Raw genomic sequence first — 25,612 nt, forward strand, 5'->3', positions numbered from 1 at the left:
AGCGCAAAAAAATACCAAAACCGGTCATAATATCGCACCCATAACGCGGGGTGGAGCAGCCCGGTAGCTCGTCAGGCTCATAACCTGAAGGCCGCAGGTTCAAATCCTGCCCCCGCAACCAAAAATACAAACCCGTCGCACAAGCGGCGGGTTTTGCCGTTTAGAGGGGCAGTGACGGCAGGTAGCCCGTTGTGGATAGCGGGCCTGGAACGTCATCGAAGCTTCACGCTCCCGAAATACGATGTTCCGCCTGGGGGTGCGGATGCTGATTATTCTGGGTGGACTACCAGCGTCTGGAAAAAGCACGATAGCACAGGCTCTCGCCGTGCGGATCGGGGCTTGCTATCTTCGCGTGGATACCGTCGAGCAGGCAATTCGTTCTGCTGCGCCGCCATCGGCAGGGAATGAGGTCGGCCCGGCAGGATATGTAGCGCTTTATTGGCTGGCTGTAGAAAACCTTCAGCTGGGCCGCACCGTCATAGTCGATTCGGTGAACGCGACGGAAATCACCCGTCAGGCATTCAGAGACGTCGCGGCAAAAGCCGGCAGTAGATGGGTTCAGGTTGAAGTTGTCTGTTCGGACGTCGAAACGCATCGCCGTCGCGCCGAGACGCGAATAATGACGGTCGCCGGATTGACGCCACCAGACTGGAATCAAATACAGAAACGCCACTTCGAGCCATGGAGCCCTGATCTGCGCGTGGATACGTCCGTTCTGTCAGTGGAAGAAAGTGTCGAAACGATCTTGAAATCGCTTTAAGCGTTGGGATGCCAACTCCCATGGGCGGAGCTGGAAGCTTCAGCTGCCGGCTTTCACTTCGGCGACGAGGGGCGCATTGGGAGCAAGTGCGTTGCTGGATGGAGCGGCTTCCGTTGATTGCGATACGCATGCCGCTTCGCCCTGCAACTCATGAGCGTCGACCCGCATGGAGGAATTCTTTCTCCAGCCGCCGTGGAAATAAAGGATGGTCGACATCAGCAGGGTCGACAGCATCGCGGCAGGAAAGCTCAGCCAGAGCGCATCGGAACCAAGCTGTTCCCGCAGGCCGATGGCGACGCCGAGACGCACAGGATACATCGATACGAAAAGAATGATGAGCGGCCAGATGACCTGGCCGTTTGCACGTACGGTTCCGAAGAAAACCATTGTCACGCCGAAAGCGATGAAACCCCAGGTGGCGATCTGGCCGATGTGCTGGCCGATCGCGATGGCCGGGCTTTCAGCGCCGAGAAATATCTGCAGGGCCTGCCGGTCGGCGACCAGCAGCAGCCCGACAAGGGCTCCGGTCATCAGCACTGCGTAGATCGTTCCGATGCGGGTTATGGAGCTGACGCGATCCCATTTACCGGCGCCGATGTTCTGGGCCGCCATCGCGCTGACCGCAGCACCCAACGCCATTGCCGGCATCTGCACATAGGTCCACAGCTGCTGCGTGGCGCCGAAGGCGGCTGTCGTGTCAACACCCTCGCGATTGACGAGCCGCATCATGGTCAGCATCGAGCTTGAGACAACGATCATCTGGATGCCCATCGGCAGTCCCTTGACAAAGATCAGCTTCAACAACTTCCGGTCCGGAACAAGAAGCCACAATTCCCTGCCGCGCAGGCGCAACGGGAGATCGCGATGGTAGATATAGTAGTGCATCGCCGCGAGACTTATGTAATTGGCGACAGCTGTTGCCAGTGCGGACCCGGCAATACCGAGCGCAGGCAGCGGACCCCAACCCAGGATGAAGAAGGGGTTGAGCACTATATCGAGGAGTACGGCCATTCCCATGAATATCAGCGGGGTCACGGCGTCGCCGCTGCCGCGCAGGGCCATCATCAGGATTGTCTGCATCAGGATCGCCGGCATGGCCAAAAAAGTGACCTGCAGGAACGCACGCGCCAGCGGCTCTATGGTTTCAGGAGTTCCCAGCAGCGCCAGAACTTTTGGGGCGAGCAGCCAGCCGATGACCGCGACCACGATGCTGAGCGGTACGAAAGTGCCGACTGTGGTGCCCGCTATGGTGCGCGCCGTTTCTATATCCCGTCGCCCGAAAGCCTGTCCGATGAGGATCGTCGATGCCATGCCGAAACCAAAGACGAAAGCGGTCAGCAGAAACATGACCAGATTGCCGTTCGTCGTTGCGGCAAGTGCGTATTCGCCCAGCAATTGCCCGATCCAGATCGTGTCGATGGAACCATTGGCCGATTGCAATATGGACGAGCCAAGGGTCGGCAGGGCAAAGAGCAGCAGAGCCTGATTGATCGGGGCTGTCGTCAGGTCGATGCTCTGTTTCATAAGACCTCGTGATCGAAACGATGTGCCGGAGCAATTGACAGGAAACTCCGCAAACCTGGAACGACTGCCATCGCTATTCTGTTCCGGTTTCAAGCATAATCCGACCTGAGTGAAACGAGGATCGATAAGATTATGCTATTAATAGAACAGCTTAGAGCGTCGATCTGACTCAGTCAGATCGAAACGCGCTCTAATGTTGGCAGTTTGCGCGCCGTGGGTAAAGTCACGGAAAAGAATGCCGCATAGGATGCAAAGCGCAGGTGTGGCTCTTTTATGCCATTCCCACCACCCAAAAGATTGCTAATATGAACTTGGGCATGGAGGGGCCCGATCCATGAAAGGTCTGGCAGACGCATCCACGCTGGGTGTCAACGAGGATAACGGCGAGAATGCCAGCGAGGGTGTCGGCGATCCGCGCCCCGGCGAAGGGCTGCACCGCTTGTCACAGCCAAGGCCGGGCGACAATGCCCCGACAGGCACGGACCAACTCGACTGGCTCGTCGCCATGATCAATCACGTGCCGGATTTCATCTATGCCAAGGACCTGCAAGGGCGGTTCCTGTTTGCCAACGACGCGGTGGTTCGCAACAATGGCCTGACAGACATCAACGAACTCATCGGGCTGACGGACGTCGATATACACGGCCAAGCAGCGATTACGGCGCGCATTTCCGAGATCGAAAGGCGGGTCATGGAAAGCGGCGTGCCAGATCTCGGCTATGAAGAGCGCGCCATGCGCGGCGGAGCGGATCGCTGGCTGATGATTTCGCGTGTCCCACTGCGCGACAGGAGCGGCAACATCATCGGTGTCGTGGGCGTCTCGCGCGACATTTCCATCAAGAAGAAGGCCGAACGCTTCATGCAGGTGCAGGCCCGCATTCTGGAAATGACGGTGAGCGCCGTTGCGATATCAGAATTCGTCGATCAACTGGCCCGATTGCTGGAAAGCCTTGCCGGGGGCGTTCGATGCGTCGCCGTCGTGACCGGTCAAAACGCAGATGATGTCATTATTTCGGCCCCCTCGCTGCCTTCGCTGGCGTCTGGTCTGAGACAGGCGCTGCTTTCCCCGGGGCGTCTTGAAGCTGCACTGGCAGCGCTTGCTCCTGAAAGCGAAGCGATATTCTCCATGGACATTCCTTCGGCGGACGGTACGGGGCATGGCGTTCTGGGTTTCATGGTCGATGGCGAGGTTTCCGATGATCGCGGCTTGCGGGAGTTTCTGGCCACCGCCGCAGGGATGGCTGGAATTGCCATCGACAGGCGCATCGCCGACGAGCGCATCCGCTATCTGGCCGAGCACGACGCGCTGACCGGGCTGGCGAACCGGGCCTTTCTGGAACGGCAACTCGAACAGATGCTTGATCAGGCGTCCAGCCATTCACGGAAGGTGGCCGTCGGCTTTCTCGATCTGGACCAGTTCAAGCCGGTCAACGATACGCTCGGCCATGCTGCCGGAGACAGGCTTTTGCAGCAGGTTGCCGGACGGATTTTGCTTCTGCTCGGCGAGGACGAACTTGCCGGTCGCATGGGCGGCGATGAATTCATTCTCGTTCTGAAGGCAGACGAGGGGGATTTTTGTTCCCGGCTGGATGAGATACGGCGCAGGGTAAGCGAGCCGGTCGAACTGGGTGGAACCTCTCTGGAGGTCACGTGCAGCATAGGTGTGGCCTGTTTTCCCAGACATGGCCGGTCGGCAGGGGAGCTGCTCGCGGCTGCGGACGCTGCCATGTATGAGGCCAAGGCGAAGGGCCGCAACAGCGTTTGTATCTATTCTGTCGAGATGCCGCACGACTCCGCATCAAATGGAAGCGGACAGGCATAGTTCATGCGCGATGTTCAACCGATCTTCGCCTTGACGAACACGTCATAACGCGTGCTCTTGCCGAGGATCTGATGGGAGGGCTTGCGCAATCCGGCCATGGGATCGGCGCGCAACGGCCATTTGAGCACCACACGATATTGTGCTGCCTCGAGTGCCACCTGCATCAACCTTTCGGCATCCGGATCGGTGCCGACGATTTCGCGAATCTGCCGCATTTCCTTTTTGACGAGCGCACTGTTGCCGCGCGGCGGATGCATCGGGTCAACCAGCACGACCTGCGGCTTCAATTCGGGCAGGAGCAGGCAGGAATCGCCGTGCAAAAGCGTCATGCGGGCAACAGTCTCGGCATAGCGGCCTCCTTCCGCGGCTGCACGCGCCAGCCCCTCGGCGAGAAGTCCATGCATCTTTTCGGAGCGTTCGATCAAGGTCACTTTCGCGCCGAGGGAAGCCAGCAGAAAGGCATCGCGTCCAAGGCCCGCCGTCGCATCGACGATTTCCGGCGTAGTATCCCGCGTCAGCCCGGCGGCCTTGGCGAGGGCCTGACCGCGTCCTTCGCCGGAGCGGAACCGGTGGCCGACAGCGCCGCCGACGAAATCAACGACCAGTTCCGATGTATCGATTTTCTGCGACATGGATGCTCTCAGAATGGGCAGGGCGCGGTGAAGGTAACAGCGCGGCCATCGGGGTGCCGGAAGGAAAGTTCTTCGGCGTGCAGCAACAAGCGGTCTGCAGCGGCAAGCGCTTCACCTTCGGCGTAAAACTCGTCGCCGAGGATCACATGGCCAATCGCTTTCATATGCACGCGCAGCTGGTGCGTGCGGCCCGTAAGGGGAAAGAGCCGCAGCCGGGTCGTGCGCTCGCTGCGATCGAGCACTTGCCAGCGTGTCTGCGCGGGCTTGCCGTGCTCGTGATCGACACGATGACGCGGCTTGTTGTCGGGATCAATCGCCAGCGGCAGGTCGATGAGCCCTTCGTCTTCTTCAACGTTCCCCCAGACGACGGCTATATAGGATTTTTGCGTCGTGCGGGCCTCGAACTGCGCGGCGATGGCGGCATGCGCCTTGCGATCGAGCGACATCAGGACGATGCCTGACGTATCCTTGTCGAGACGGTTGATCATCTGCGCTTGCGGAAACGTTTCCTGAACGCGCGTTGCGAGACTGTCAGACAGGGCAGGATGGCGTCCGGGTACGGACAGGAGACCGCTCGGCTTGTCCAGCACGAGAAAGCCCGCATCGCGATGAAGGACCGAGACATAGGGTTCCAGCGGGGGATGATAGATGGGAGCAACGGCGGATAACACACTCATGAGGCTCTTCTAGCACGGTTTGCGCCGTGCGGAGAAGCACGCGCTCATGCCTGCGGCGGTAAATGATGCGCTGTTCACCGTATGGCTGGATGTTCTTGCAAGGAAATAAATGGCGGAGAGGGAGGGATTCGAACCCCCGATGGAGTTGCCCCCATGCCGCATTTCGAGTGCGGTGCTTTCAACCACTCAGCCACCTCTCCGCGTTGTGCAGCACTGTAAAACGACCCTTGAAGAATCGCACAGTAACAAGCATCAATGACGAATGCCGAGCGTGCAGCGGCTCAATAACGGGCCAGCGCCGATTAGACAAGAGCTAATTTGCATTCCCTTGTGAAAATTCTTGACTTTTCTGCCGCTTCGCACCTATAAGCACCAGACCTTAGGCGTGGGGTGATCCGCGCCTATTGTTTTGATTGCAGATTTCGGGCTTTTCCGGGGCTGAGATCAAGGGCAAAAGCCCGCTCATCAACCGACTGATAAAAAGACGGCCCATCGCTTCGACGCCAATGTCGCAGAATGAGAGCCGGACCGAACAACCGAAAGGACAACAAATGTTCGCAGTCATCAAGACCGGTGGCAAGCAGTATCGCGTTGCCGCAAACGACCTCATCAAGGTCGAAAAAGTTGCTGGCGAAGCCGGTGACATCGTAGAATTCGCAGAAGTCCTGATGGTCGGCTCGACCATTGGCGCCCCGACCGTCGCCGGTGCTCTCGTCACCGCCGAAGTTGTTGAACAGGGCCGTGCCCGCAAGGTCATCGCGTTCAAGAAGCGTCGCCGTCAGAACTCGAAGCGCACCCGCGGTCATCGTCAGGAACTGACGACCATCCGCATCTCGGAAATCCTCACCGACGGCGCGAAGCCTTCCAAGAAGGCCGCCGAGAAGAAGGCTCCGAAGGCAGACGCCGCCGAAGGCGAAGCCGCAAAGCCGAAGAAGGCAGCGCCCAAGAAGGCCGCAGCCAAGGCCGAGTCGGCTGAGTAAACAGAGAGATTAAAGGAGAACACCAATGGCACACAAAAAAGCTGGCGGTTCCTCGCGTAACGGTCGCGATTCAGAATCCAAACGCCTTGGCGTGAAGAAGTTCGGCGGCGAAGCTGTGCTCGCCGGCAACATCATCGTGCGCCAACGCGGCACGAAGTGGCATCCGGGCGCCAATGTCGGCCTCGGCAAGGACCACACGATTTTTGCAACCGTAAACGGCTCCGTGTCTTTCCGCACGAAAGCCAACGGTCGCACGTACGTGTCGGTTAACCCGATCGCGGAAGCAGCAGAGTAAGCCGGGCACTCTCACAAGCACCGGCGTCCCATCGGACCCGGTGTAAATGGCAGCCTAGCCAAAAGATCGAAGGGAAGATGGGGCCACCCATCTTCCCTTTTTGCATTTGGGCGCATCTCGAAAAGTGCGAAGCGGTTTTCAAACAAGGTGCGCTCAAATGAAACGCTCTGGAGGAACGAAAAATGGTTGTCGAAGTTCTGGAAGAAGATTGTTACGACGCAAGCAGTAGCGAAAGAAGAGGCAGTTACGCAGATCTGTCGCCCGGCCTGGAGGATGCAAAGGCTCCCGACCTGGCCTACGAGCTGGACTGCCCCGTCCTCGTCACCGAAAGGCTGGTGCTGCGCCCGCCGCATGTCGAAGACGTGGATGCGATTTCCTATCTTGCCAATAACGCCCGCGTCTCCAGTATGCTTGCCCGTATGCCGCATCCATACACGCGTGAAAACGCCGTCGACTTTGTCGAGCGCGTGCGAAAAGGCGAGATGGGCAATTGCATCTACGCGATCACGCAAGCGGAAACCGGCATCTTCATGGGCTGCTGCGGCATCCATCCGCTCGATCGTGGCGACGGGCTTGAAATCGGCTACTGGCTGGGCGAACCCTATTGGGGGCATGGCTTTGCCACCGAGGCCGCGCACGCCCTGATCGATCTGGCTTTTCGTGCGACCGCCATCGAACGGCTGCATGTCTCGTGCCATGCCATCAATGGCGGCTCGCGCCGGGTGATCCACAAGTGCGGCTTCCAGTTCAGCAGCATGGGCATGGCCGACTCGCTCGCCGCAGGCAATGTGCCGGTCGAGCGCTATGTCCTCGATCGGCGTACCTGGATCGGGCTGAGAAGCTGGCAGTCGTAAAGAGCTGTTCCAAAACCAGCCCTGTGGGCTGCCAATGGTCCTGCGTGAAGCCCTTCCGGCTGGCGCAGGACCGATAATCATCGGGGAATGACATGATGGATACCCACGCAATCGCACGCGACAGGATCGTGGTGCGCGCGCTCGAAAAGGGCGACCTGCATCGTTACCGGGCCATAAGGTTGAGCGCCTTGCAGCGCGCGCCGATGGCCTTCGGTTCGAGTTTCGAGGAAGAAAACGCCTATTCGGACAGCGTCTTCGCACGCCGCCTGGAACAGGTGAACGGCAATGTGGTCTTCGGGGCCTTCGATGGCGAAAACCTGCTGGGAACGGCGGGCATGTTCCGTCATGATCGCAGGTCCGAGCGCCATCGCGGCACGCTCTGGGGCGTCTATGTGGCTCCCGAAGCGCGCGGGCTGCAACTCGGCCAGGCGCTTGTCGGCAAGGTCATCGACCATGCGGCAACGCAGGTCGTCGTTCTGGATGCCAAGGTGGTCGCCACGAACGAAGCCGCAAAACGCGTCTATTATGCGCTTGGTTTCAAGACTTACGGCGTCGAACCCAAGTCGCTTTACGTTCAGGGCCAGTATCTGGATCAGGAATTGATCTATATCGATTTCACCGATCCTGAACGAAACCCGAAATAGGCGGAAACCGGCTTCCTCGACTGTTTGCAGGAAGCCGGTTTTGCTGTAATTGCAACACACCACATGCGGGCGCGCCGCATGTAATTCCTATTCAGGGCGCGCGCGCCCAAAAGCCTGCCGCAGCGCGGGCATCAAGAAGGTTACGTTCAGATGAAGTTTCTCGATCAGGCAAAGATCTATATCCGCTCCGGCAATGGCGGGGCGGGGGCGGTTTCGTTCCGCCGCGAGAAATTTCTCGAATTCGGCGGCCCCGACGGCGGCGACGGCGGACGCGGCGGCGATGTGTGGGTGGAGGCCGTGGACGGTCTCAACACGCTGATCGATTACCGCTATCAGCAGCACTTCCGGGCCAAGACCGGTATGCACGGCATGGGCCGCAACATGACCGGCGGCAAGGGTGACGACGTTGTTCTCAAGGTGCCGGTCGGCACGCAGATTTTCGAGGAAGACGACGAAACGCTGATCTGCGACATTACCGAGATCGGCCAGCGCTATCGTCTCGCCAAGGGCGGCAATGGTGGTTTCGGCAACCTGCATTTCACGACCTCGACCAACCGCGCGCCGCGCCGCGCCAATCCCGGACAGGAAGGCATCGAGCGCACCATCTGGCTGCGCCTGAAGTTGATTGCCGATGCCGGTCTGGTCGGCCTGCCCAATGCCGGTAAGTCCACTTTCCTCGCAAGCGTGACAGCGGCGAAGCCGAAGATTGCCGATTATCCTTTCACCACGCTGCATCCCAATCTGGGCGTCGCGCGTGTGGATGGCCGCGAGTTCGTCATTGCCGATATTCCGGGCCTGATCGAAGGGGCGAGCGAAGGCGTGGGCCTTGGCGACCGTTTCCTCGGCCATGTCGAGCGCACGCGGGTCCTGCTCCATCTGGTGTCAGCGCAGGAAGAAGATGTGGCCAAGGCCTATCGGGTCATTCGCGGCGAGCTGGAAGCCTATGAGCACGGGCTTGCCGACAAGCCGGAAATCGTGGCGCTGTCGCAGGTGGATACGCTGGATGCGGAAGCGCGCAAGGCCAAGGTCAAGGCGCTGAAAAAGGCGTGCGGACGCGATCCGCTGCTGCTTTCGGCGGTCAGCCATGAAGGTCTGAACGATGCGTTGCGCCAGCTTGCTGCCGTGATTGATCAGAGCCGCGCCGCAGAGGCCGGTACGGCGCAAGCCGAAGACTAAGCGTCGGATTTTATTTGGGCGCGCATCTTATCCGAAAACCGTTTCACACTTTTCGGGATGCGCTTTGGATGCGGCGAGGGAATGAAACATGCTGAAGAAACTGAAGGACTATCGCCGCATCGTTGTCAAAATCGGGTCCGCCCTTCTGGTGGATCGCGCAACCGGCCTCAAGCGCGACTGGCTGGAAAGCCTGGGGCAGGATATTGCAGCGCTTCATCACGCAGGCGTCGAGGTGCTGGTGGTTTCTTCCGGTGCGATCGCTCTTGGCCGCACCGTCCTCGGCCTGCCGAAAAAGGCGCTCAAGCTTGAGGAAAGCCAGGCCGCTGCCGCCGCCGGCCAGATCGCGCTCGCCAAGGCCTATGCTGATGTGCTCGGCGGACATTCCATCCGTTCCGGACAGATTCTGGTCACGCTTTCCGATACCGAGGAGCGCCGCCGCTATCTCAATGCGCGCGCGACCATCGAGACGCTTTTGAAGCTGAAGGCCGTGCCGGTCATCAACGAGAACGACACCGTGGCAACCACCGAAATCCGCTATGGCGACAATGATCGTCTCGCCGCGCGTGTGGCGACGATGATGGGCGCGGATCTTCTGGTTCTGCTCTCCGACATTGACGGGCTTTATACGGCCCCGCCGCACAAGAACCCCGATGCGGAGTTTCTGCCGCTGGTCGAAACCATCACGCCGCAGATCGAAGCCATGGCGGGAGCAGCTGCTTCCGAACTGTCGCGCGGCGGCATGAAGACCAAGCTCGATGCGGGCAAGATCGCCAATGCGGCAGGGACCGCGATGATCATCACATCGGGCACGCGTTTCGGCCCGCTGTCGGCCATCGATCGGGGCGAGCGCGCAACGCTGTTTGAACCGGCGCGTGCGCCTGTCAATGCGTGGAAGACGTGGATTTCCGGCAATCTGGAACCGGCTGGCCGGTTGACGGTGGATGCGGGTGCGGCCAAGGCACTCAAATCCGGAAAATCGCTTCTCCCTGCGGGTGTGAAGGAAATAGACGGGCAATTCGAGCGCGGCGATACGGTCGCGGTGCTCAATGAGGACGGGCGCGAGATCGCGCGCGGACTGATCGCTTACGATGCCGAGGATGCGCGCAAGATCGCCGGCCATAAAAGCGATGAGATCAGCGAAATTCTTGGCTATGATGCGCGCGCGGCGATGATCCATCGCAACGATCTGGTCGTGCGCGCGGCCAGCAATGCGGAAGCGGTGTAAGGGGAGAGGACATGCTGACCAAGGCAGATACGGCAAACGATATTGCTGCCGTGATGGCGGAAGTGGGGCGCAAGGCGCGCGCTGCCGCCGCCCCGCTTTCCATCGCCACCACCGAACAGAAGAACAAGGCGCTGGTTGCCGCCGCCGAGGCGATGCTGGAAGCGCGGGCTGAAATTCTGGAAGCCAACAGGCTCGATCTCGCCAATGCGGAAAAGAACGGCATGGCGGCTTCTTTCGTCGACCGCCTGACGCTCAATGACAGCCGGATCGATGCCATCGCCGATGGTATCCGCGCCATCGCGGCGCTCCCTGATCCGGTGGGCGAGATGATTGCCGAATGGGACCGTCCGAACGGCCTTCACATCGAGCGCGTGCGCACGCCGCTCGGTGTGATTGGCGTCATTTATGAAAGCCGTCCCAATGTTACCGCCGATGCCGGTGCGCTCTGCCTCAAGGCAGGCAATGCGGTTATCCTGCGCGGCGGCTCGGATTCGGCGCATTCGTCGGCTGCCATTCACAAAGCGCTGGTCAGAGGACTGGAAGCGGCTGAACTGCCTGCCGATGCGATCCAGATCGTGCCGGTGACCGACCGCGCCGCTGTCGGCGAAATGCTGAAGGGTCTCAACGGCGCGATTGACGTGATCGTGCCGCGTGGTGGAAAAAGTCTTGTGGCGCGGGTCCAGTCGGACGCGCGGGTGCCGGTCTTCGCGCATCTGGAAGGCATCTGCCATCTCTACATCGATAAAACCGCCGGTCTCGAGATGGCGCGCAGGATTGCGCTCGACGCCAAGATGCGGCGCACCGGCATTTGCGGTGCTGCTGAAACGCTTCTGGTGGATCGTGCGGTGGCTGCGACACATCTGGCGCCGATCCTTGACGACCTTGCCGCCGCGGGCTGCGAAATTCGCGGCAGCGCCGATGTGCTGGCGCTCTATCCGGCGAAGCCTGCCACGCAGGAGGACTGGTTGACAGAATATCTCGATGCGATCATTTCCGTTGCGCTGGTCGATGGCATTTCGGGCGCAATCGAACATATCAACCGCTATTCCTCGCATCACACCGAAGCCCTCGTGGCGGAAGATGCGGCAGCGGTTGCGCGTTTCTTCAACGAAATCGACTCGGCCATTCTCCTGCACAATGCCTCGACGCAATTTGCCGATGGCGGCGAGTTCGGCATGGGCGCCGAAATCGGCATCGCCACCGGCAAGATGCATGCGCGCGGGCCTGTTGGCGTCGAGCAGTTGACCTCGTTCAAATATCGCGTGCGCGGCAGCGGACAGGTTCGTGGTTAGTTTCGGATGAAGTTCGGCTTCGGGCGTTCCGCATTGAAGGAAAAATATCCGGGTGTCAGTGCGCATTATCTGCGCATGCCGCATGTCGAAAAGGGCATGGCGGTGGGGCTGTTCGGCGGCTCGTTCAATCCGCCGCATGGAGGCCATGCGCTGGTGGCGGAAATCGCCATAAGGCGGCTGAAGCTCGACCAGCTCTGGTGGATGGTGACGCCCGGCAATCCGCTGAAGGACAGCCGCGAACTGGCGCCGCTTGCCGAGCGGCTGAAGCTGAGCGAGGAAGTGGCGGAAGACCCACGCATCAAGGTGACGGCGCTGGAAGCTGCCTTCAACGTCCGCTATACGGCGGATACGCTGGCGCTCATCCGCGACGCCAATCCAGGCGTTCACTTCGTATGGGTGATGGGCGCCGACAATCTCGCCTCGTTCCATCGCTGGCAGCGCTGGCGCGAGATTGCGCAGAATTTCCCGATTGCGGTCATCGACCGGCCGGGCTCCACGCTCGCCTATCTGTCGTCGCGCATGGCGCAGACTTTTTCCGACAGCCGCATCGACGAACAATATGCGCCCATGCTGGCGCGGCGCACGCCTCCGGCCTGGACCTTCATCCATGGGCCGCGGTCGTCGCTTTCCTCCACCGCTATCCGCAAAACCCGTACCGCATCTTGATGGTTTCATGACAATTTCTGCAAGATATGGGTAGAACGGGCAAAGAAACTGAAAAAGTGAACGGGCTGGAAAAGCTCGTGCACTTGAAACAAACCAGGGACTCTGCCTATTTTAGGGAGTGTGGTGCTTACAACTGCCACACTGCGTTGTTCTGTTGAGAAAGGGATTACACTGAGAACAGCAATTGAGAAGAAGGCTCGTCACGTGCCTTCCACGGTCGGGATGGACGAGTCCAATCTCGTGTCCCAGACCTTCGACGCGGCCTTGGCCAGTCTCGAAAACTCCAAGGCGGAATCCATCATCCCCATCGACATTCGCGGAAGATCAACGATCGGCGATTTCATGATCGTCGCGTCGGGCCGTTCGCATCGCCATGTGACGGCGGTTGCCGACCATCTTTTGCAGGCCCTGCGTGAAACAGGCTGCAAGGACATGCGGGTCGAAGGTCTCGAGAGTGGCGACTGGGTTCTCATCGATACCGGCGATATCATCGTCCATATCTTCCGACCGGAAGTCCGGGACTTCTACAATATCGAGAAGATCTGGCTCGACGAGGGTTTCGACGACGAACGGGCGCTGGAAACGGTGCATTAGGGCATTTTCGAGCCAAAAGTGCGAAGCGCTTTTGCGCGGAAGAATGCGTGAAAGAAAAGATTAAAGCGTGACACGCTTTAATTCGATGAATTGAGAGCGTCATGCGTGTGAGTGTTTTTGCCGTGGGCCGAATGAAAGCCGGCCCCGAACGGGAACTGGTTGAGCGTTATTTCGACCGGTTTTCCAAGGCTGGACCGCCTTTGGGGCTTGAATTCGCCGGTGTGAGCGAAATTCCCGAAAGCCGTGGCCAGACGGCGGAACTGCGCAAGGCCGAGGAGGCCCAGCGCATCCACGACGCGCTCGATAATGCCAGTTCTGGCGGCGCGGCCCTGATCCTGCTCGACGAGCGCGGCAAGGCGCTCGGATCGGAAGCTTTTGCGGCGGCGGTCGGACGGATGCGCGACGACGGCAAGCGCCAGCTTATCGTCGCCATTGGCGGGCCGGACGGCCACGATCCGGCATTGCGATCACGCGCCGATCTTGTTCTGGCGCTGGGCGAACTGACATGGCCGCACCAGATTGCCCGCATACTGATTGCCGAGCAGCTTTATCGCGCCGCCACCATTCTGGCAGGCCACCCCTATCATCGGTCGTGAAATGCGTAATGCAGGCGTACGCAGCCGCGGTCAAGCGTCCTGGCGCTGAGGAGAACAGGGCTCGCCTTGAAGCCGGTCGGCGGAAACAGCGGCATGCCGCCGCCGATGAGTTCGGGGATGACGTAAATCTCGATTTCATCCAGCGCGCCGCGTTCCAGAAACGCCATTTGCAACTGGCCGCCGCCGAGCATCCACACATCGCCGTCATCGAGCGCGCGCAGTTCCGCAATCAGCGCATCGACGTCGTGGCGGGTTTCAAGCGGCCCCCTGGGGTTTTCGACAGGCCGTGACGTGACCACGATGCATCTTTGGTCGCCATAGGCCCAGGGCGCATCGCTTTCAGCCACGAAGTCATAGGTGGCGCGACCCATGACGACAGTGCGGATCGACTGGATGAAGGTGCGGTAATCGTGCTCGCCCAGATTTGCGCCATCATATTTGAACAGCCAGTCGAGTTTGCCGTTCTCGTCCGCGATGAAGCCGTCGAGACTGGCGGCGATATAGCCGACAATTTTCGCCATTGTGATTTCTCCGGTTGATTTATAAATGAACATACGTTTATATATTCACCATGGCAAGAACCAAATCCGTGCCCGATGAGGCAGTGCTCGACCGATTGATGGCCGTCGTGGCGGAAGCCGGTCCCGATGGACTGACCTTCGCGCGGGCTGCAAAGGCGGCGGGGCTTTCCGCCGCCACGCTGGTCCAGCGTTACGGCAACAGCCAATCCATGCTTGAGGCGGTGCTCCTGCGCGCATGGGATAAGCTGGATGCGGCAACGCGCGCAGCTGATGAGGATGCTGAGCCCGGCCCGCAGGGCGCAATCGACCTGCTGATGGCGCTGATGCCATCGGACGCCGCTGAATATAATGCCACCGACGGGCTTCTGCTTTTGCGCGAGGATATTCGCAATCCGGTGCTGCGGGCGCGGGGCGCGGCATGGGGCGTCTATCTGGCCGGTGCGCTCGGACGACGTCTTTCCAGCGATGCGGAAAAAGCCGAACGTCTCGGCTGGCAGATGGCCAGCATCTGGCAGGGCGCGCATATCTGGTGGGCTTTTACGCGTTGCGAGCCAGCGGAGACCGCAATCCGCCGTGCCCTCACGGAGTGGCTGGAGGCGGCGATACCTTCCTGAATTCCGTTGTGCGATCATGCCCTGCTTTGTAGGCTTGATCGCAAACAGGGGGAGGGCATTATGCGCATCGAGCAACTGGATCATGTACAGCTTGCCATGCCGCAAGGCGGAGAAGAGCGGGCACGCGCCTTTTATGGAGACCTTCTGGGTCTGCCGGAGGTTCCGAAGCCGTCGAACCTTGCCGCCCGCGGCGGCTGCTGGTTCGAGCGCGGGGCTCTGAAAATCCATCTGGGCGTCGATCCGGCCTTCGTGGCTGCGCGCAAGGCGCATCCGGCGTTTCTGATCGATGATCTTGATGAACTGATCGATATCCTGTCCGAAGCCGGTCATCCGGTGAGCGAGGATGAGCCGCTGGAAGGCTACAAGCGCTGCTATGTTTCCGATCCTTTCGGAAACCGCATCGAGCTGATGGAGCGCCTTCCAACCTGATGCTGGCCGTTATGGTTGATGGTTCGTTAACGGTATCGGTCTAGGTTGCGGTTTCAGCCCTGAATTTCGCCTTGTTTCGTCCCGATAGAACAGCATGTACCCTGTACGCCTTTTCAAAAGACCAAGATTGCTTGCATCTGTGCACGCCGGCCTTGTCGTGGCCGGGCTGGCCGGACTGTCTGTGTGTGCGCCGTCCGCTCTTGCGCAGGAAGCCTTGCAGCAGCAGCGCGATCAGGCGGCGAGCGAATATGAAAAGCTCAGCAACGAGCTTACCGTCACCGGCGACAGGCTGAAACAGCTCGAGGACGAGGTGGCCGGGCTGAAGAAGGACCAGACCACTATTACCGCTGCGCTGATCCAGTCGGCCAAGACCGACAAGAAGCTGCAGCAGGATATTGCCGATATCGCCGACAAGCTGACCGCGCTGCGCGAGCAGGAAGACGGCATCCGCGCGTCGCTGCGCGCAAGGCGCGGCGTTCTGGCCGAAGTGCTGGCCGCATTGCAGCGCATGGGCCTCAACCCGCCGCCCGCAATTCTGGTACGGCCCGACGACGCGCTCGCCTCGGTGCGCAGCGCCGTGCTTCTGGGCGCCGTGGTGCCCGAAATGCGCGAGCAGGTGGAGGAGTTGACCGGCGATCTGAAAGACATGCAGCGGGTCACGGCTTCCATTGCAGAAGAGCAGGAAAAGCTGAAGACGACGCGCACCGACCAGGCCGAAGAACAAAAACGGCAATCACTTCTTCTTGAGGAGAAGAAGAAATTGCAGGCGCAGTCGGAACAGGAAATCGAGGCGCAGCGCAAGCGTTCGGAAGAACTGGCGGCCAGGGCAGGCAGTCTGAAAGACCTTATCGACGGGCTCGACAAGCAGATGGCGAGCGTGCGCGATGCGGCCGAAGCAGCCCGCAAGGCCGAGGCGGATCGCCTTGCCGCAGCAAGGGAAAAGGCCGGGGAAACCGCGCCCGACGACAATCATCTGCGCGCACAGGTCGATTTTGCCTCCCTGCAGGGCAAGCTCGCATTGCCTGCTGCGGGCAAGACGGTGCGCCGCTACGGCGAAAAGGACGGCGTCGGCGGTTCCATGATGGGGCAGGTGGTCGAAACCTTGCCCTCTGCCACGATTACGTCACCTTCCGATGGCGTGATACTTTACGCGGGCACATTCCGTTCCTACGGGCAGCTCTTGATACTCGACGCGGGCAATGGATATCATGTCGTAATGGCTGGCATGGGTCGAATCGACGTGTCGCAAGGCCAATTTGTACTTGCGGGAGAGCCGGTCGGCGCAATGGGAGAAAAACTTCTCGCAAGTGTTGCACCGATAGAGGTGGGCAATGGCGCGCCATTGCTTTACATTGAATTTCGAAAGGATGGAAAACCCGTCGATCCCGCACCGTGGTGGACCGAACGGCTTTCTGGAAGGACGTGAAAATGATGCGTAAACTGTCGCTGCTGTTCGCCGGGGCCCTTCTGGGGGCGTCAGCCATGGTGATGGTCCAGGGCGCGCCGGCTTCCACTGCTTTTGCGGCAGGGAAAGATAGCGATGTCTACAAGGAACTGGCCCTTTTCGGCGATATTTTCGAGCGTGTGCGCGCACAATATGTGACGCCGCCCGACGACAAGAAGCTGACCGAAAGCGCGATCAACGGCATGTTGACCTCGCTCGATCCCCATTCGTCCTATCTCAACCCGGAAGCCGCGCAGGACATGCGTGCGCAGACCAAGGGTGAGTTCGGCGGTCTCGGCATCGAAGTGACGATGGACAACGATCTCGTCAAGGTCATTGCGCCGATCGACGATACGCCCGCTTCCAAGGCCGGTGTGCTGGCAGGCGATCTCATCACCAAGATCGACGGGCAGGAAGTTCGCGGGCTTTCGCTGAACGACGCCGTGGACAAGATGCGCGGTGAAGTGGGGTCGCAGATCGAACTGACGATCCAGCGCGAAGGCGCCGACAAGCCGATCACGCTGAAGATCGCCCGCGCCGTCATCAAGGTGAAGGCCGTTCGCTATCGCGTCGAGAACGATGTCGGTTATCTGCGCGTCATCTCGTTTACCGAACAGACGTCCGACGACCTGAAGAAGGCGATCAAGGATATTCAGGACAAGATTCCTGGCGACAAGCTCAAGGGCTTCGTGCTGGACCTGCGCCTCAATCCGGGTGGCCTGCTCGACCAGGCGGTCGCTGTTTCCGACGCCTTCCTCGACAAGGGCGAGGTCGTCTCGACCCGTGGCCGCGATCCACAGGACGTGACCCGTTTCGATGCGCGCAAGGGCGACCTGACCGACGGCAAGCCGGTTATCGTCCTGATCAATGGCGGTTCGGCCAGCGCTTCGGAAATCGTTGCCGGTGCCTTGCAGGATCATCGCCGCGCCACCGTGCTCGGCACGCAGTCCTTCGGCAAGGGTTCGGTGCAGACGATCATCCCGCTTGGCGAAAACGGCTCGCTGCGTCTGACGACGGCGCTTTATTACACGCCGTCGGGCAAGTCGATCCAGGGCAAGGGCATCACGCCGGACATCAAGGTGGACCAGCCTTTGCCGCCGGAACTGAAGGGTGAGGACGTCGTTCGCGGCGAATCCGAACTCAAGGGCCACATCAAGGGCAATGCCGAGGATGATAACGGCTCTGGTTCGTCGGCTTATGTCCCGGCTGATCCGAAGGACGACATCCAGCTCAACGAAGCCATCAAGCTCCTGCGTGGCGAGGTTGCCAATGCCGCCTTCCCGCCGGACCCGAAGAAGGGCGTGTTGAACTGATCGCTCCATGCTGGATCTGAACAGCCCGTTAGGACTGGACAAGAAACCGCAAAAGCGCGGGGGCTTACGCTCCCGCGCTTTTCGTTCTTCCATGAAAGCCCTGGCCGTGGTGGCCGGGCTTTGCCTTGCCGGGGGCGCGGTGTTCGCCATCTGGCAGACCAATCAGGCAGGTTTCCGCAAGACGGAAACCGCCGCCGTGGAACCGGCGCAACCCGAAGCCCCCGCCGTCAAACCCGTCATGAAATCCGCGACCGGCAACACGCCGCCGCCGGGCAGCGCGCTGCGCGGGATAAGCGGACAGCCGGGACCGGCCATCATCAAGGTCACGCCCGACATGCCAACCGGCATGCCAAATGTCGCTGCGGGTACGGCGGATGGCAATGTGGTCGTGGTGCAGAACACGCATCAGTCCGGGCAGGATCAGCGCGTCGCGCATCTGCCGGAACCGGCGCTGGTCGAGCAGAGCCCGACCGGGCCGCTTCCCGTGCGCGGTGCGGACGGCCTGCGCCCGATGGATGCCTATGCGGTCGGCTGGTCCGGCGCGCGCGGCGCGCGGATTGCGCTTGTGATTGGCGGTCTCGGGCTTTCCCAGACCGGCAGCATGGAAGCAATCGACAAGCTGCCGCAGGAAGTCACGCTCGGTTTTGCGCCGCAGGGCAACAGTTTGCAGCGCTGGATGCAGGCAGCACGGCAAAACGGTCATGAACTTGTGCTGCAATTGCCGATGGAGCCGTTCGATTATCCGCGCGTCAATCCCGGTCGCAATACGCTGACGGTCGGTGACGGGGCGAAGAAGAATGAGGCTTCCTTGCTGTGGGCGCTGTCGCGCATGACCAACTATGCCGGAGTGATGAACTATATGGGCGCGCGTTTCACATCCGAGACGGAAGTTTTCTCGCCGGTGCTGGGCGAGATCGGCAGGCGCGGCCTCTATTATCTGGATGACGGAACCTCGGCGCGCAGCGAGGCCGACCGGATTGCTTCCAGTGATGCCGTGCCTTTCGCGGCGGCGGATGTGCTGATCGATGCGGCGCAGGAGCGCGGCGCGATCCTCGACCGTCTCGATGAGCTGGAGCGGATAGCGCGGGCCAATGGCAGCGCCATCGGCACCGGTTCGGCCTTTGCCGTCACCGTTGATGCGGTTGCCGCATGGGCCAATGAGGTCAAAAAGCGCGGCATAGAAATCGTGCCGGTTTCGGCGCTGGTCCGCGATCCCGAACGGAAGTAAAGCATTTCCAGCAAAAATGCGAAGGGGTCTTGCGGCGGATAATGCGCAAAACAAAAAGATAGAGCATTTCCAATGGTTCAATTTAAGCTGGAAATGCTCTGAGTCTGCATATCATGGAGAATGTCATGTCGAAGCATAAAGCTTCAGCCGGTCATCCGGTCGATCCTGAAAGCCTGCCTTACCGCCCCTGTGTCGGGCTGATGGTGCTGAACAAGGCCGGGCTGGTCTGGGCTGGCCGTCGTATCGTCATTCCGGGCGACGAGATGGATGGCGCGACGCAGCTCTGGCAAATGCCGCAGGGCGGCATCGACAAGGGCGAGGACCCGGTCGAAGCGGCGGTGCGCGAGCTTTATGAGGAAACCGGCATGAAGTCGGTCTCGCTGCTCGAGGAAGCTTCGGACTGGATCAATTACGATCTGCCGCCGCATCTGGTCGGCATCGCGCTCAAGGGCAAGTATCGCGGGCAGACGCAGAAGTGGTTTGCCTATCGCTTCGAGGGTGACGAGAGTGAAATCGCCATCAACCCGCCGCCGGGCGGCCATACCGCCGAGTTCGACCGCTGGGAATGGAAGCCGATGGCCGAACTGCCGGGCCTGATCGTTCCCTTCAAGCGCAAGGTTTATGAGGACGTGGTGGCTGCTTTCCGGCATCTCGTGGACTGATTTAACGGGGGAGGTGTTCGCGTCCCCCTTGTGCCTTCCGCCAACATATAGTCAACTCGCATCAGGCGCGCCGGACGGCGCGTTCTGAGAGGGAGAAAAACGCATGGATGTTGGAAGTCTTCTCGTATTTCTTTTTGTGGGTCTCATCGCCGGCTGGCTGGCTGGCAAGGTCGTGCAAGGTGGCGGTTTCGGCCTGATCGGCAATATTATCGTCGGCGTGATCGGAGCTTTCTTTGCGGGCTGGTTGCTGCCGCGCCTTGGGTTTTCCATCGGCGGAGGGATCATCGCCGCAATCGTCAATGCCTTTATCGGCGCGGCCATCCTGCTTATCATCCTGCGCATCGTCAAACGCGCCTGATCTGCAAATATTTTTCTGAACAGGCCCGGCTTCCCGCAAGCCGGGTTTCTTCATTGCGAAGTTCAATCAGATGACACCGAATTCCAAACTGTCGCTCGGGCTGGTTCTCACCGCATCGGCTGGTTTCGTCGATGCGATTGCCTTCCTCCAGCTTGGCGGTTTCTTCGCATCCTTCATGAGCGGCAACACGACCCAGCTTGGCGTCGGGCTGGCGGGACAGCCCGGCGTGCAGGGCACCGTGCTGGTCTGGTTTCCGGCCATCCTGATCGTGTTGTTCTTTGCCGGCGCCTTTTTCGGCACGCTGACGGTGCGGGCGTGCGGGCGTCGCGGCAGTCTCTATGTGATGGCAAGCGTGGTGGCGATATTGCTGCTGGTCGGTGTGCTGCGACGCGAGGGCGCGCTGCTTGTCCAGCCGGTGCTGCTGCTTGCCGCGGCCATGGGCGCGCAGAACGCGGCGGTGCAGCCGATTGGTGCCGCACGTCTCGGCGTGACCTATGTGACCGGCACGCTCTTCAACGCTGCCGCCGATCTCGCCTGTTCGTTGCGCGGGGAAACGCCGAAATGGCGCTGGCTCCAGCATGTGGCCGTGTGGCTTTCCCTGATGCTGGGTGCTGTCGGCGGCGGGCTTGGACATTATTTCATCGGCCTCGACGCCCTGTTCGTTCCGGCTGCGATGATCGTCGGCGTGATGATCGCCTATATGCGGCTCGATTGATTCAGCATGATCTGACCCGAAAGCCGCTTCACGCTTTTCGGGATCATGATCAACTGAACAGCGATTTCTCGCTTTCCACCAGTTCGGAAATGAGTGCCGAAACCGCCGTCACGCGCCGCAATGTGCGGGCAGATTCGTGATAGGCGAGCCAGTAGGCGCGGCGGATCACCCGGTCCGGCAGCACGGGGACAAGATCGGGATCCGCGCGGGCGATGAAGGCGTGAAGAATGCCGATGCCTGCACCGGCCCGCACTGCCTCGACCTGTCCCAGAGCGCTCGACACTTCAAAGGCCGGTTTCCAGTCGCGGCTGATTTCCGGTGCATAGGCGAGCGACGGATTGATGACGAGATCCTCCACATAGCCGATGAGCCGGTGCCGGGCGAGGTCTTCCGGGCTTTCCGGCGTGCCATTTTCTTCCAGATAGCGGCGATGCGCATAGAGACCCAGCGTATAGTCGACGAGCCTGCGGGCAATCAGCCTGCCTTGCTCCGGGCGTTCGACGGTGATGGCGATATCGGCCTCGCGGCGCGACAGCGAAAAGGAGCGCGGCACCGGCACAAGCTGGATGGTCAGGTCCGGGTATTTCTGCGTCAGCCGCGCCAGCCTTGGCGCCAGGAAATTGACGCCGAACCCGTCGGGCGCGCCAATGCGCACCGTGCCAGACACGGCAATATCGGCATTGCCGACCTGCGAGCGGGCGGCGAGCATTTCGGCTTCCATGCGTTCAGCCGCCAGCAGAAACTCCTCGCCCGCCTGCGTCAGCGTCGAACCGTTGGTGCGGCGCGTCAAAAGCGTGGTGGACAGCGCTGTTTCAAGCGCGGTGAGCCGCCGCGCGACGGTGGTGTGGTTGAGGCCGAGCCTCCTGGCCGCGCCCAGAATCTGGCCCGAGCGGGCAACGGCGAGAAAAATGCGGATATCGTCCCAGTTCATGATGTTCCCTGCATGAGGATGGTCTTTGTTACTATAAAATTTGCACAACAGATACGCTTTTCAGCGCCTTGCAATCACGAATTTGCAGAGTCAAGATGAGGGCAACGATGGGGGCGCCTGCGCCCTCCAAAGCGATCATCAGGGAGGTTCTTCGATGCGCAATATCGGACATTTCATCGGCGGCAAGCATGTGGCAGGCAAGAGCGGCCGCACGGCGGACGTCTTCCAGCCGCTCGACGGGTCGGTGCAGGCCAAGGTGGCGCTGGCCACCAAGGACGAAGTGCGCGCCGCTGTCGAAAACGCCAAGGCCGCGCAGCCCGCCTGGGCTGCGACCAACCCGCAGCGCCGGGTCCGCATCCTGCGCAAGTTCATCGAACTGGTCGAAGCCGAATATGACAGCCTTGCCGAACTGCTGGCGCGCGAACACGGCAAGACCATTGCCGACGCCAAGGGCGACATCCAGCGCGGCCTCGAAGTGGTGGAAGTCTGCCTCGGCGCGGCACATATGCTGAAAGGCGAGTTCACCGACAATGCCGGTACCGGCATCGACACCTATTCCATGCGCCAGCCGCTCGGCGTCGTGGCAGGCATCACGCCGTTCAACTTCCCGGCCATGATCCCGCTGTGGAAGGCCGGCCCGGCGATTGCCTGCGGCAATGCCTTCGTGCTGAAGCCGTCCGAACGCGATCCGGGCGTGCCGATGCGCCTTGCCGAACTGTTCATGGAAGCCGGTCTTCCGGCAGGCATCTTCAACGTCGTCAACGGCGACAAGGAATCGGTCGATGCGCTGCTCGATGATCCGGATGTGCAGGCCATCGGCTTTGTCGGCTCGACGCCGATCGCGCAATATATCTATGGTCGCGGCTGCTCGAACGGCAAGCGCGTGCAGTGCTTCGGCGGTGCGAAGAACCATCTTCTCATCATGCCGGATGCCGACATGGACCAGACCGTCGATGCGCTGATCGGCGCAGGCTATGGTTCGGCTGGCGAACGCTGCATGGCGATCTCGGTTGCCGTGCCGGTCGGCGAAGACACCGCCAACCGCCTGATGGAAAAGCTCATCCCGCGCGTTGAATCGCTGAAGATCGGCACCTCCACCGACAATTCCGCCGATTACGGCCCGCTGGTCACCAAGGCAGCGCTCGACCGCGTGCGCGGCTATGTCGATCTCGGTGTCGAGGAAGGCGCGAAGCTGGTCGTCGATGGCCGTAACTTCAAGATGCAGGGCTATGAAGATGGCTTCTACATGGGTGGCTGCCTGTTCGACAACGTGACCAAGGATATGCGCATCTACAAGGAAGAAATCTTCGGTCCGGTTCTCTCGGTCGTGCGTGCCAAGAATTACGAGGAAGCGCTGGCCCTGCCGAACGACCATGAATATGGCAACGGCGTTGCGATCTTCACCCGTGATGGTGATGCAGCCCGCGATTTCGCCAGCCGCGTGCAGGTCGGCATGGTCGGCATCAACGTGCCGATCCCGGTTCCGATCGCCTATTACACCTTCGGCGGCTGGAAGGCTTCCGGCTTCGGCGATCTCAACCAGCACGGCCCGGATGCATTCCGCTTCTACACCAAGACCAAGACCGTCACCTCGCGCTGGCCGTCTGGTGTTAAGGACGGTGCGGAATTCGTCATCCCGACGATGAAGTAAGCATTGCGCTAACACCTCGTCCTTCGAGACGGCGCTTTGCGCCTCCTCAGGATGAGGTGGTTGGCAATATTTACTGCCCCCAAGCGAAACCCCGCCCTTGAGGCGGGGTTTTTGTTTATATCCGGGCATCAATAAGGGCGCCGAGTTGGTCATCATCGACAATGAAGCAGGCGGCATGGCGTCTGTCACCTCATCCTGAGGAGGCGCAAAGCGCCGTCTCGAAGGACGAGGTGAGGGCCCCCCACCGCCAATGTGACAATGAGGCAGGCATTCAGGGATGCAGGGGCGGAAATCCGTGCCGTTCCGTTAGGGCGGCCAATATCTTGTGCGGGTCGGCAATCAGCGAACGTCCTTCATGCACGCCGGTCTCGAATGCGGAGCGGTCGCCATCCTTCACAATCAGCAAAGGCAGGCTCTGGTTGTCCTCGCCAGCCAGCGCGATTACGGCCTTGCGCGGGCGCTGCCATTCCACGCGCTCGATGTCCAGATCGCTTCCCAATGCTGGAAACGAAGCCAGCACGCCCTCGATGAGCGCGCAGTGCCAGCAATAAAATTTCTGGCCGGGATAGGCCGGATCCTCAAAACCCGGTTTCAAGAGAAAAAGCTTGTCCTGATTCATGCTGTCATCCAAGGGTTGCTGCAAAAGGGGATGCGTGGCGCAAAATCCCAGGCTTCGGAGCGCGCATTCCGTAAACCGCTTCGCACTTTTCGGAATGCGATTTGGAACAGCTTTCCAAGCCAGGCGTTCACAACCGATGTATAGCTTGGTTCGGCTGCGGGCGGTGAGTTTTTTCGATCCCGGCTTAAAACAAATGCTTGGAGCGCCGATCCCTTTCAATAAGATCGGAACGCTCGAAGCCGATCATCAGGAGTTCCGTCCATGAGCCAAAAGATCAATCGCCGTATCGTGCTGGCGTCCCGCCCCGAAGGTCGCCCGACCGCGGAAAACTTCCGGCTGGAGCAGGCGGCGCTCCCCAGTCCCGGTGATGGCGAGGTTCTGCTGCGCCTGCGCTATCTGTCGCTCGATCCCTATATGCGCGGGCGCATGAGCGCGGCGAAATCCTATGCCGCGCCAGTGGCCATCGGCGATGTGATGGAGGGCGGCACGGTCGGCGAAGTCGTTGAAAGCAGGAGCGCGGGCTTTGCACCGGGCGATTTCGTGCTGTCCCATTCGGGCTGGCAGGATTATGCGGTGGCCGATGCTTCCACCCTGCGCAAGCTCGACCCGAAACAGGCGCCCGTGACGACGGCGCTCGGCGTTCTCGGCATGCCAGGCTTTACCGCCTATTCCGGCCTTCTCACCATCGGCCAGCCGAAATCCGGCGAAACCGTGGTGGTTGCGGCGGCGACCGGCCCGGTCGGGTCTGCCGTCGGGCAGATTGCCCGGATGAAGGGCGCGCGCGCCGTGGGCATCGCGGGCGGGGCGGACAAGTGCAAGGCGCTGATCGATGAATTTGGCTTCGATGCAGCCATCGACCATCACAGCCAGAATTTCGCGCAGGAACTGGCGCAGGCCTGCCCGAAGGGCATCGACGTCTATTTCGAGAATGTCGGCGGCAAGGTCTTTGATGCGGTGTTTCCGCTGCTGAACCAGTTTGCGCGCGTGCCGGTCTGCGGGTTGATCGCACAGTATAATCAGAGCGGGCCTTTCGACGGGCCGGACCGGCTGCCATTGGTGATGCGGGACATCCTGTCGAAAAGCCTCACCATTCGCGGCTTTATCCAGCGCGATTTCGCCGATCAGCGGCCAGCCTTCTATCACGACATGGTGAAATGGATTGCCGACGGCCAGCTGCGCTACCGCGAAGACATTGTCAAAGGTCTGGAGAACGCGCCGAAAGCCTTCATTTCCCTGCTCGAAGGCGGCAATTTCGGAAAGCTTATCGTAAAGCTCTCTTGAGCTCGCAATATTCTGCTTGCAGAACGGCCTTTTGAGCGTGATGCTGTGCCCGTCAATTCAAACTGAAGCGCGTTTCGATCTCCTGAATCGGATCGGCGCTCCGGTCATT

General features: G+C 60.5%; 28 protein-coding genes and 2 tRNA genes. 23 read left to right on the top strand and 7 right to left on the bottom strand.

Annotated features, from left to right (window positions below):
* Nucleotides 1–44 precede the first annotated feature (44 nt).
* Nucleotides 45–121: transfer RNA gene (locus ACS5UA_RS14950), tRNA-Met, on the top strand.
* A 141-nt stretch (nt 122–262) separates the two neighbouring features.
* A complete protein-coding gene (locus ACS5UA_RS14955; RefSeq protein ID WP_253177149.1) occupies nt 263–760 on the top strand; it encodes an AAA family ATPase in 498 nt (165 codons plus the stop codon).
* Nucleotides 761–799: 39 nt separating this feature from the next.
* On the opposite strand, the gene ACS5UA_RS14960 is transcribed toward ACS5UA_RS14955, so the two are convergent.
* Nucleotides 800–2,284, bottom strand: a complete 1,485-nt coding sequence (locus ACS5UA_RS14960; protein ID WP_443101490.1) for an MATE family efflux transporter — start codon at nt 2,282–2,284, stop codon at nt 800–802.
* Nucleotides 2,285–2,618: 334 nt separating this feature from the next.
* On the opposite strand from ACS5UA_RS14960, the gene ACS5UA_RS14965 reads away from it, so the two are divergent.
* On the top strand, nt 2,619–4,106 hold the full coding sequence (locus tag ACS5UA_RS14965) for a diguanylate cyclase domain-containing protein (RefSeq protein WP_253177151.1): 1,488 nt from the start codon (nt 2,619–2,621) through the stop codon (nt 4,104–4,106).
* A 14-nt stretch (nt 4,107–4,120) separates the two neighbouring features.
* Here the strand turns inward: ACS5UA_RS14965 and ACS5UA_RS14970 are convergent, their stop codons facing one another.
* From ACS5UA_RS14970 to ACS5UA_RS14980, 3 genes are all read right to left on the bottom strand, one after another.
* Nucleotides 4,121–4,738 carry a class I SAM-dependent methyltransferase gene (locus ACS5UA_RS14970; RefSeq protein WP_253177152.1) on the bottom strand — a complete coding sequence of 206 codons (618 nt, stop codon included), beginning with the start codon at nt 4,736–4,738 and terminating at the stop codon, nt 4,121–4,123.
* An 8-nt stretch (nt 4,739–4,746) separates the two neighbouring features.
* Nucleotides 4,747–5,415: a pseudouridine synthase gene (locus ACS5UA_RS14975; RefSeq protein ID WP_253177153.1), complete on the bottom strand. Its 669-nt coding sequence runs from the start codon at nt 5,413–5,415 to the stop codon at nt 4,747–4,749.
* A gap of 110 nt (nt 5,416–5,525) precedes the next feature.
* Nucleotides 5,526–5,615: transfer RNA gene (locus ACS5UA_RS14980), tRNA-Ser, on the bottom strand.
* Nucleotides 5,616–5,966: 351 nt separating this feature from the next.
* On the opposite strand from ACS5UA_RS14980, the gene rplU reads away from it, so the two are divergent.
* The 10 genes from rplU (at nt 5,967) to rlmH (ending at nt 13,737) form a co-directional block, all read left to right on the top strand.
* Nucleotides 5,967–6,395, top strand: coding sequence for a 50S ribosomal protein L21 (gene rplU, locus ACS5UA_RS14985; RefSeq protein ID WP_006471230.1), 429 nt, complete (start codon nt 5,967–5,969; stop codon nt 6,393–6,395).
* A 25-nt stretch (nt 6,396–6,420) separates the two neighbouring features.
* Complete coding sequence (gene rpmA / locus ACS5UA_RS14990) at nt 6,421–6,690, top strand: 50S ribosomal protein L27 (RefSeq protein ID WP_002964927.1); 270 nt, start codon at nt 6,421–6,423, stop codon at nt 6,688–6,690.
* 182 nt (nt 6,691–6,872) lie between these two features.
* Nucleotides 6,873–7,544 carry a GNAT family N-acetyltransferase gene (locus ACS5UA_RS14995; protein WP_006467870.1) on the top strand — a complete coding sequence of 224 codons (672 nt, stop codon included), beginning with the start codon at nt 6,873–6,875 and terminating at the stop codon, nt 7,542–7,544.
* A 92-nt stretch (nt 7,545–7,636) separates the two neighbouring features.
* On the top strand, nt 7,637–8,188 hold the full coding sequence (locus ACS5UA_RS15000; RefSeq protein WP_025090923.1) for a GNAT family N-acetyltransferase: 552 nt from the start codon (nt 7,637–7,639) through the stop codon (nt 8,186–8,188).
* Nucleotides 8,189–8,338: 150 nt separating this feature from the next.
* A complete protein-coding gene (gene obgE, locus ACS5UA_RS15005) occupies nt 8,339–9,364 on the top strand; it encodes a GTPase ObgE (RefSeq protein ID WP_021588113.1) in 1,026 nt (341 codons plus the stop codon).
* Between the two features lie 88 nt (nt 9,365–9,452).
* On the top strand, nt 9,453–10,589 hold the full coding sequence (gene proB / locus ACS5UA_RS15010; protein ID WP_006467867.1) for a glutamate 5-kinase: 1,137 nt from the start codon (nt 9,453–9,455) through the stop codon (nt 10,587–10,589).
* An 11-nt stretch (nt 10,590–10,600) separates the two neighbouring features.
* On the top strand, nt 10,601–11,881 hold the full coding sequence (locus tag ACS5UA_RS15015; RefSeq protein ID WP_443101491.1) for a glutamate-5-semialdehyde dehydrogenase: 1,281 nt from the start codon (nt 10,601–10,603) through the stop codon (nt 11,879–11,881).
* A gap of 6 nt (nt 11,882–11,887) precedes the next feature.
* Nucleotides 11,888–12,547, top strand: a complete 660-nt coding sequence (locus tag ACS5UA_RS15020) for a nicotinate-nucleotide adenylyltransferase (protein ID WP_253177155.1) — start codon at nt 11,888–11,890, stop codon at nt 12,545–12,547.
* A 222-nt stretch (nt 12,548–12,769) separates the two neighbouring features.
* On the top strand, nt 12,770–13,141 hold the full coding sequence (gene rsfS / locus ACS5UA_RS15025; RefSeq protein ID WP_021588110.1) for a ribosome silencing factor: 372 nt from the start codon (nt 12,770–12,772) through the stop codon (nt 13,139–13,141).
* 101 nt (nt 13,142–13,242) lie between these two features.
* Nucleotides 13,243–13,737: a 23S rRNA (pseudouridine(1915)-N(3))-methyltransferase RlmH gene (gene rlmH, locus ACS5UA_RS15030; protein WP_021588109.1), complete on the top strand. Its 495-nt coding sequence runs from the start codon at nt 13,243–13,245 to the stop codon at nt 13,735–13,737.
* On the opposite strand, the gene ACS5UA_RS15035 is transcribed toward rlmH, so the two are convergent.
* Nucleotides 13,725–14,258 carry a dihydrofolate reductase family protein gene (locus ACS5UA_RS15035; protein ID WP_253177156.1) on the bottom strand — a complete coding sequence of 178 codons (534 nt, stop codon included), beginning with the start codon at nt 14,256–14,258 and terminating at the stop codon, nt 13,725–13,727. The two genes, rlmH and ACS5UA_RS15035, sit on opposite strands and share 13 nt — an antisense overlap.
* Before the next feature lie 50 nt (nt 14,259–14,308).
* Here ACS5UA_RS15035 and ACS5UA_RS15040 point away from each other — a divergent pair, with 50 nt between their 5' ends.
* The 8 genes from ACS5UA_RS15040 (at nt 14,309) to ACS5UA_RS15075 (ending at nt 21,021) form a co-directional block, all read left to right on the top strand.
* A complete protein-coding gene (locus tag ACS5UA_RS15040) occupies nt 14,309–14,872 on the top strand; it encodes a TetR/AcrR family transcriptional regulator (RefSeq protein ID WP_253177157.1) in 564 nt (187 codons plus the stop codon).
* Nucleotides 14,873–14,932: 60 nt separating this feature from the next.
* Nucleotides 14,933–15,301, top strand: a complete 369-nt coding sequence (locus ACS5UA_RS15045) for a VOC family protein (protein ID WP_253177158.1) — start codon at nt 14,933–14,935, stop codon at nt 15,299–15,301.
* Between the two features lie 94 nt (nt 15,302–15,395).
* On the top strand, nt 15,396–16,727 hold the full coding sequence (locus ACS5UA_RS15050; protein ID WP_253177159.1) for a murein hydrolase activator EnvC family protein: 1,332 nt from the start codon (nt 15,396–15,398) through the stop codon (nt 16,725–16,727).
* Between the two features lie 2 nt (nt 16,728–16,729).
* Nucleotides 16,730–18,058 (top strand): S41 family peptidase, encoded by a 1,329-nt coding sequence (locus ACS5UA_RS15055; protein ID WP_031347304.1) that lies wholly within the window; start codon nt 16,730–16,732, stop codon nt 18,056–18,058.
* Nucleotides 18,059–18,065: 7 nt separating this feature from the next.
* Nucleotides 18,066–19,286 (top strand): divergent polysaccharide deacetylase family protein, encoded by a 1,221-nt coding sequence (locus ACS5UA_RS15060; RefSeq protein ID WP_253177160.1) that lies wholly within the window; start codon nt 18,066–18,068, stop codon nt 19,284–19,286.
* Nucleotides 19,287–19,411: 125 nt separating this feature from the next.
* Entirely contained in the window at nt 19,412–19,948 is a 537-nt protein-coding gene (locus ACS5UA_RS15065; protein WP_006471236.1) for an RNA pyrophosphohydrolase, read from the top strand.
* A gap of 103 nt (nt 19,949–20,051) precedes the next feature.
* Nucleotides 20,052–20,306 (top strand): GlsB/YeaQ/YmgE family stress response membrane protein, encoded by a 255-nt coding sequence (locus tag ACS5UA_RS15070; protein WP_006467855.1) that lies wholly within the window; start codon nt 20,052–20,054, stop codon nt 20,304–20,306.
* 70 nt (nt 20,307–20,376) lie between these two features.
* Nucleotides 20,377–21,021 (top strand): YoaK family protein, encoded by a 645-nt coding sequence (locus ACS5UA_RS15075; RefSeq protein ID WP_151661481.1) that lies wholly within the window; start codon nt 20,377–20,379, stop codon nt 21,019–21,021.
* 49 nt (nt 21,022–21,070) lie between these two features.
* Here the strand turns inward: ACS5UA_RS15075 and ACS5UA_RS15080 are convergent, their stop codons facing one another.
* Nucleotides 21,071–21,952, bottom strand: a complete 882-nt coding sequence (locus tag ACS5UA_RS15080) for a LysR family transcriptional regulator (protein WP_036593175.1) — start codon at nt 21,950–21,952, stop codon at nt 21,071–21,073.
* Between the two features lie 154 nt (nt 21,953–22,106).
* Between ACS5UA_RS15080 and ACS5UA_RS15085 the strand changes: the two genes are divergently transcribed.
* Entirely contained in the window at nt 22,107–23,603 is a 1,497-nt protein-coding gene (locus ACS5UA_RS15085) for a CoA-acylating methylmalonate-semialdehyde dehydrogenase (protein ID WP_006471238.1), read from the top strand.
* A 271-nt stretch (nt 23,604–23,874) separates the two neighbouring features.
* Here ACS5UA_RS15085 and ACS5UA_RS15090 read toward each other — a convergent pair whose 3' ends face one another.
* Entirely contained in the window at nt 23,875–24,222 is a 348-nt protein-coding gene (locus tag ACS5UA_RS15090) for a DUF3088 domain-containing protein (protein ID WP_063620202.1), read from the bottom strand.
* Between the two features lie 261 nt (nt 24,223–24,483).
* Here ACS5UA_RS15090 and ACS5UA_RS15095 point away from each other — a divergent pair, with 261 nt between their 5' ends.
* On the top strand, nt 24,484–25,503 hold the full coding sequence (locus ACS5UA_RS15095; RefSeq protein WP_025090912.1) for an NADP-dependent oxidoreductase: 1,020 nt from the start codon (nt 24,484–24,486) through the stop codon (nt 25,501–25,503).
* The last annotated feature ends 109 nt before the right edge of the window (nt 25,504–25,612 follow it).

The sequence above is a fragment of the Brucella sp. RRSP16 genome (assembly GCF_052246815.1).
Taxonomy (GTDB): Bacteria; Pseudomonadota; Alphaproteobacteria; order Rhizobiales; family Rhizobiaceae; genus Brucella; species Brucella intermedia.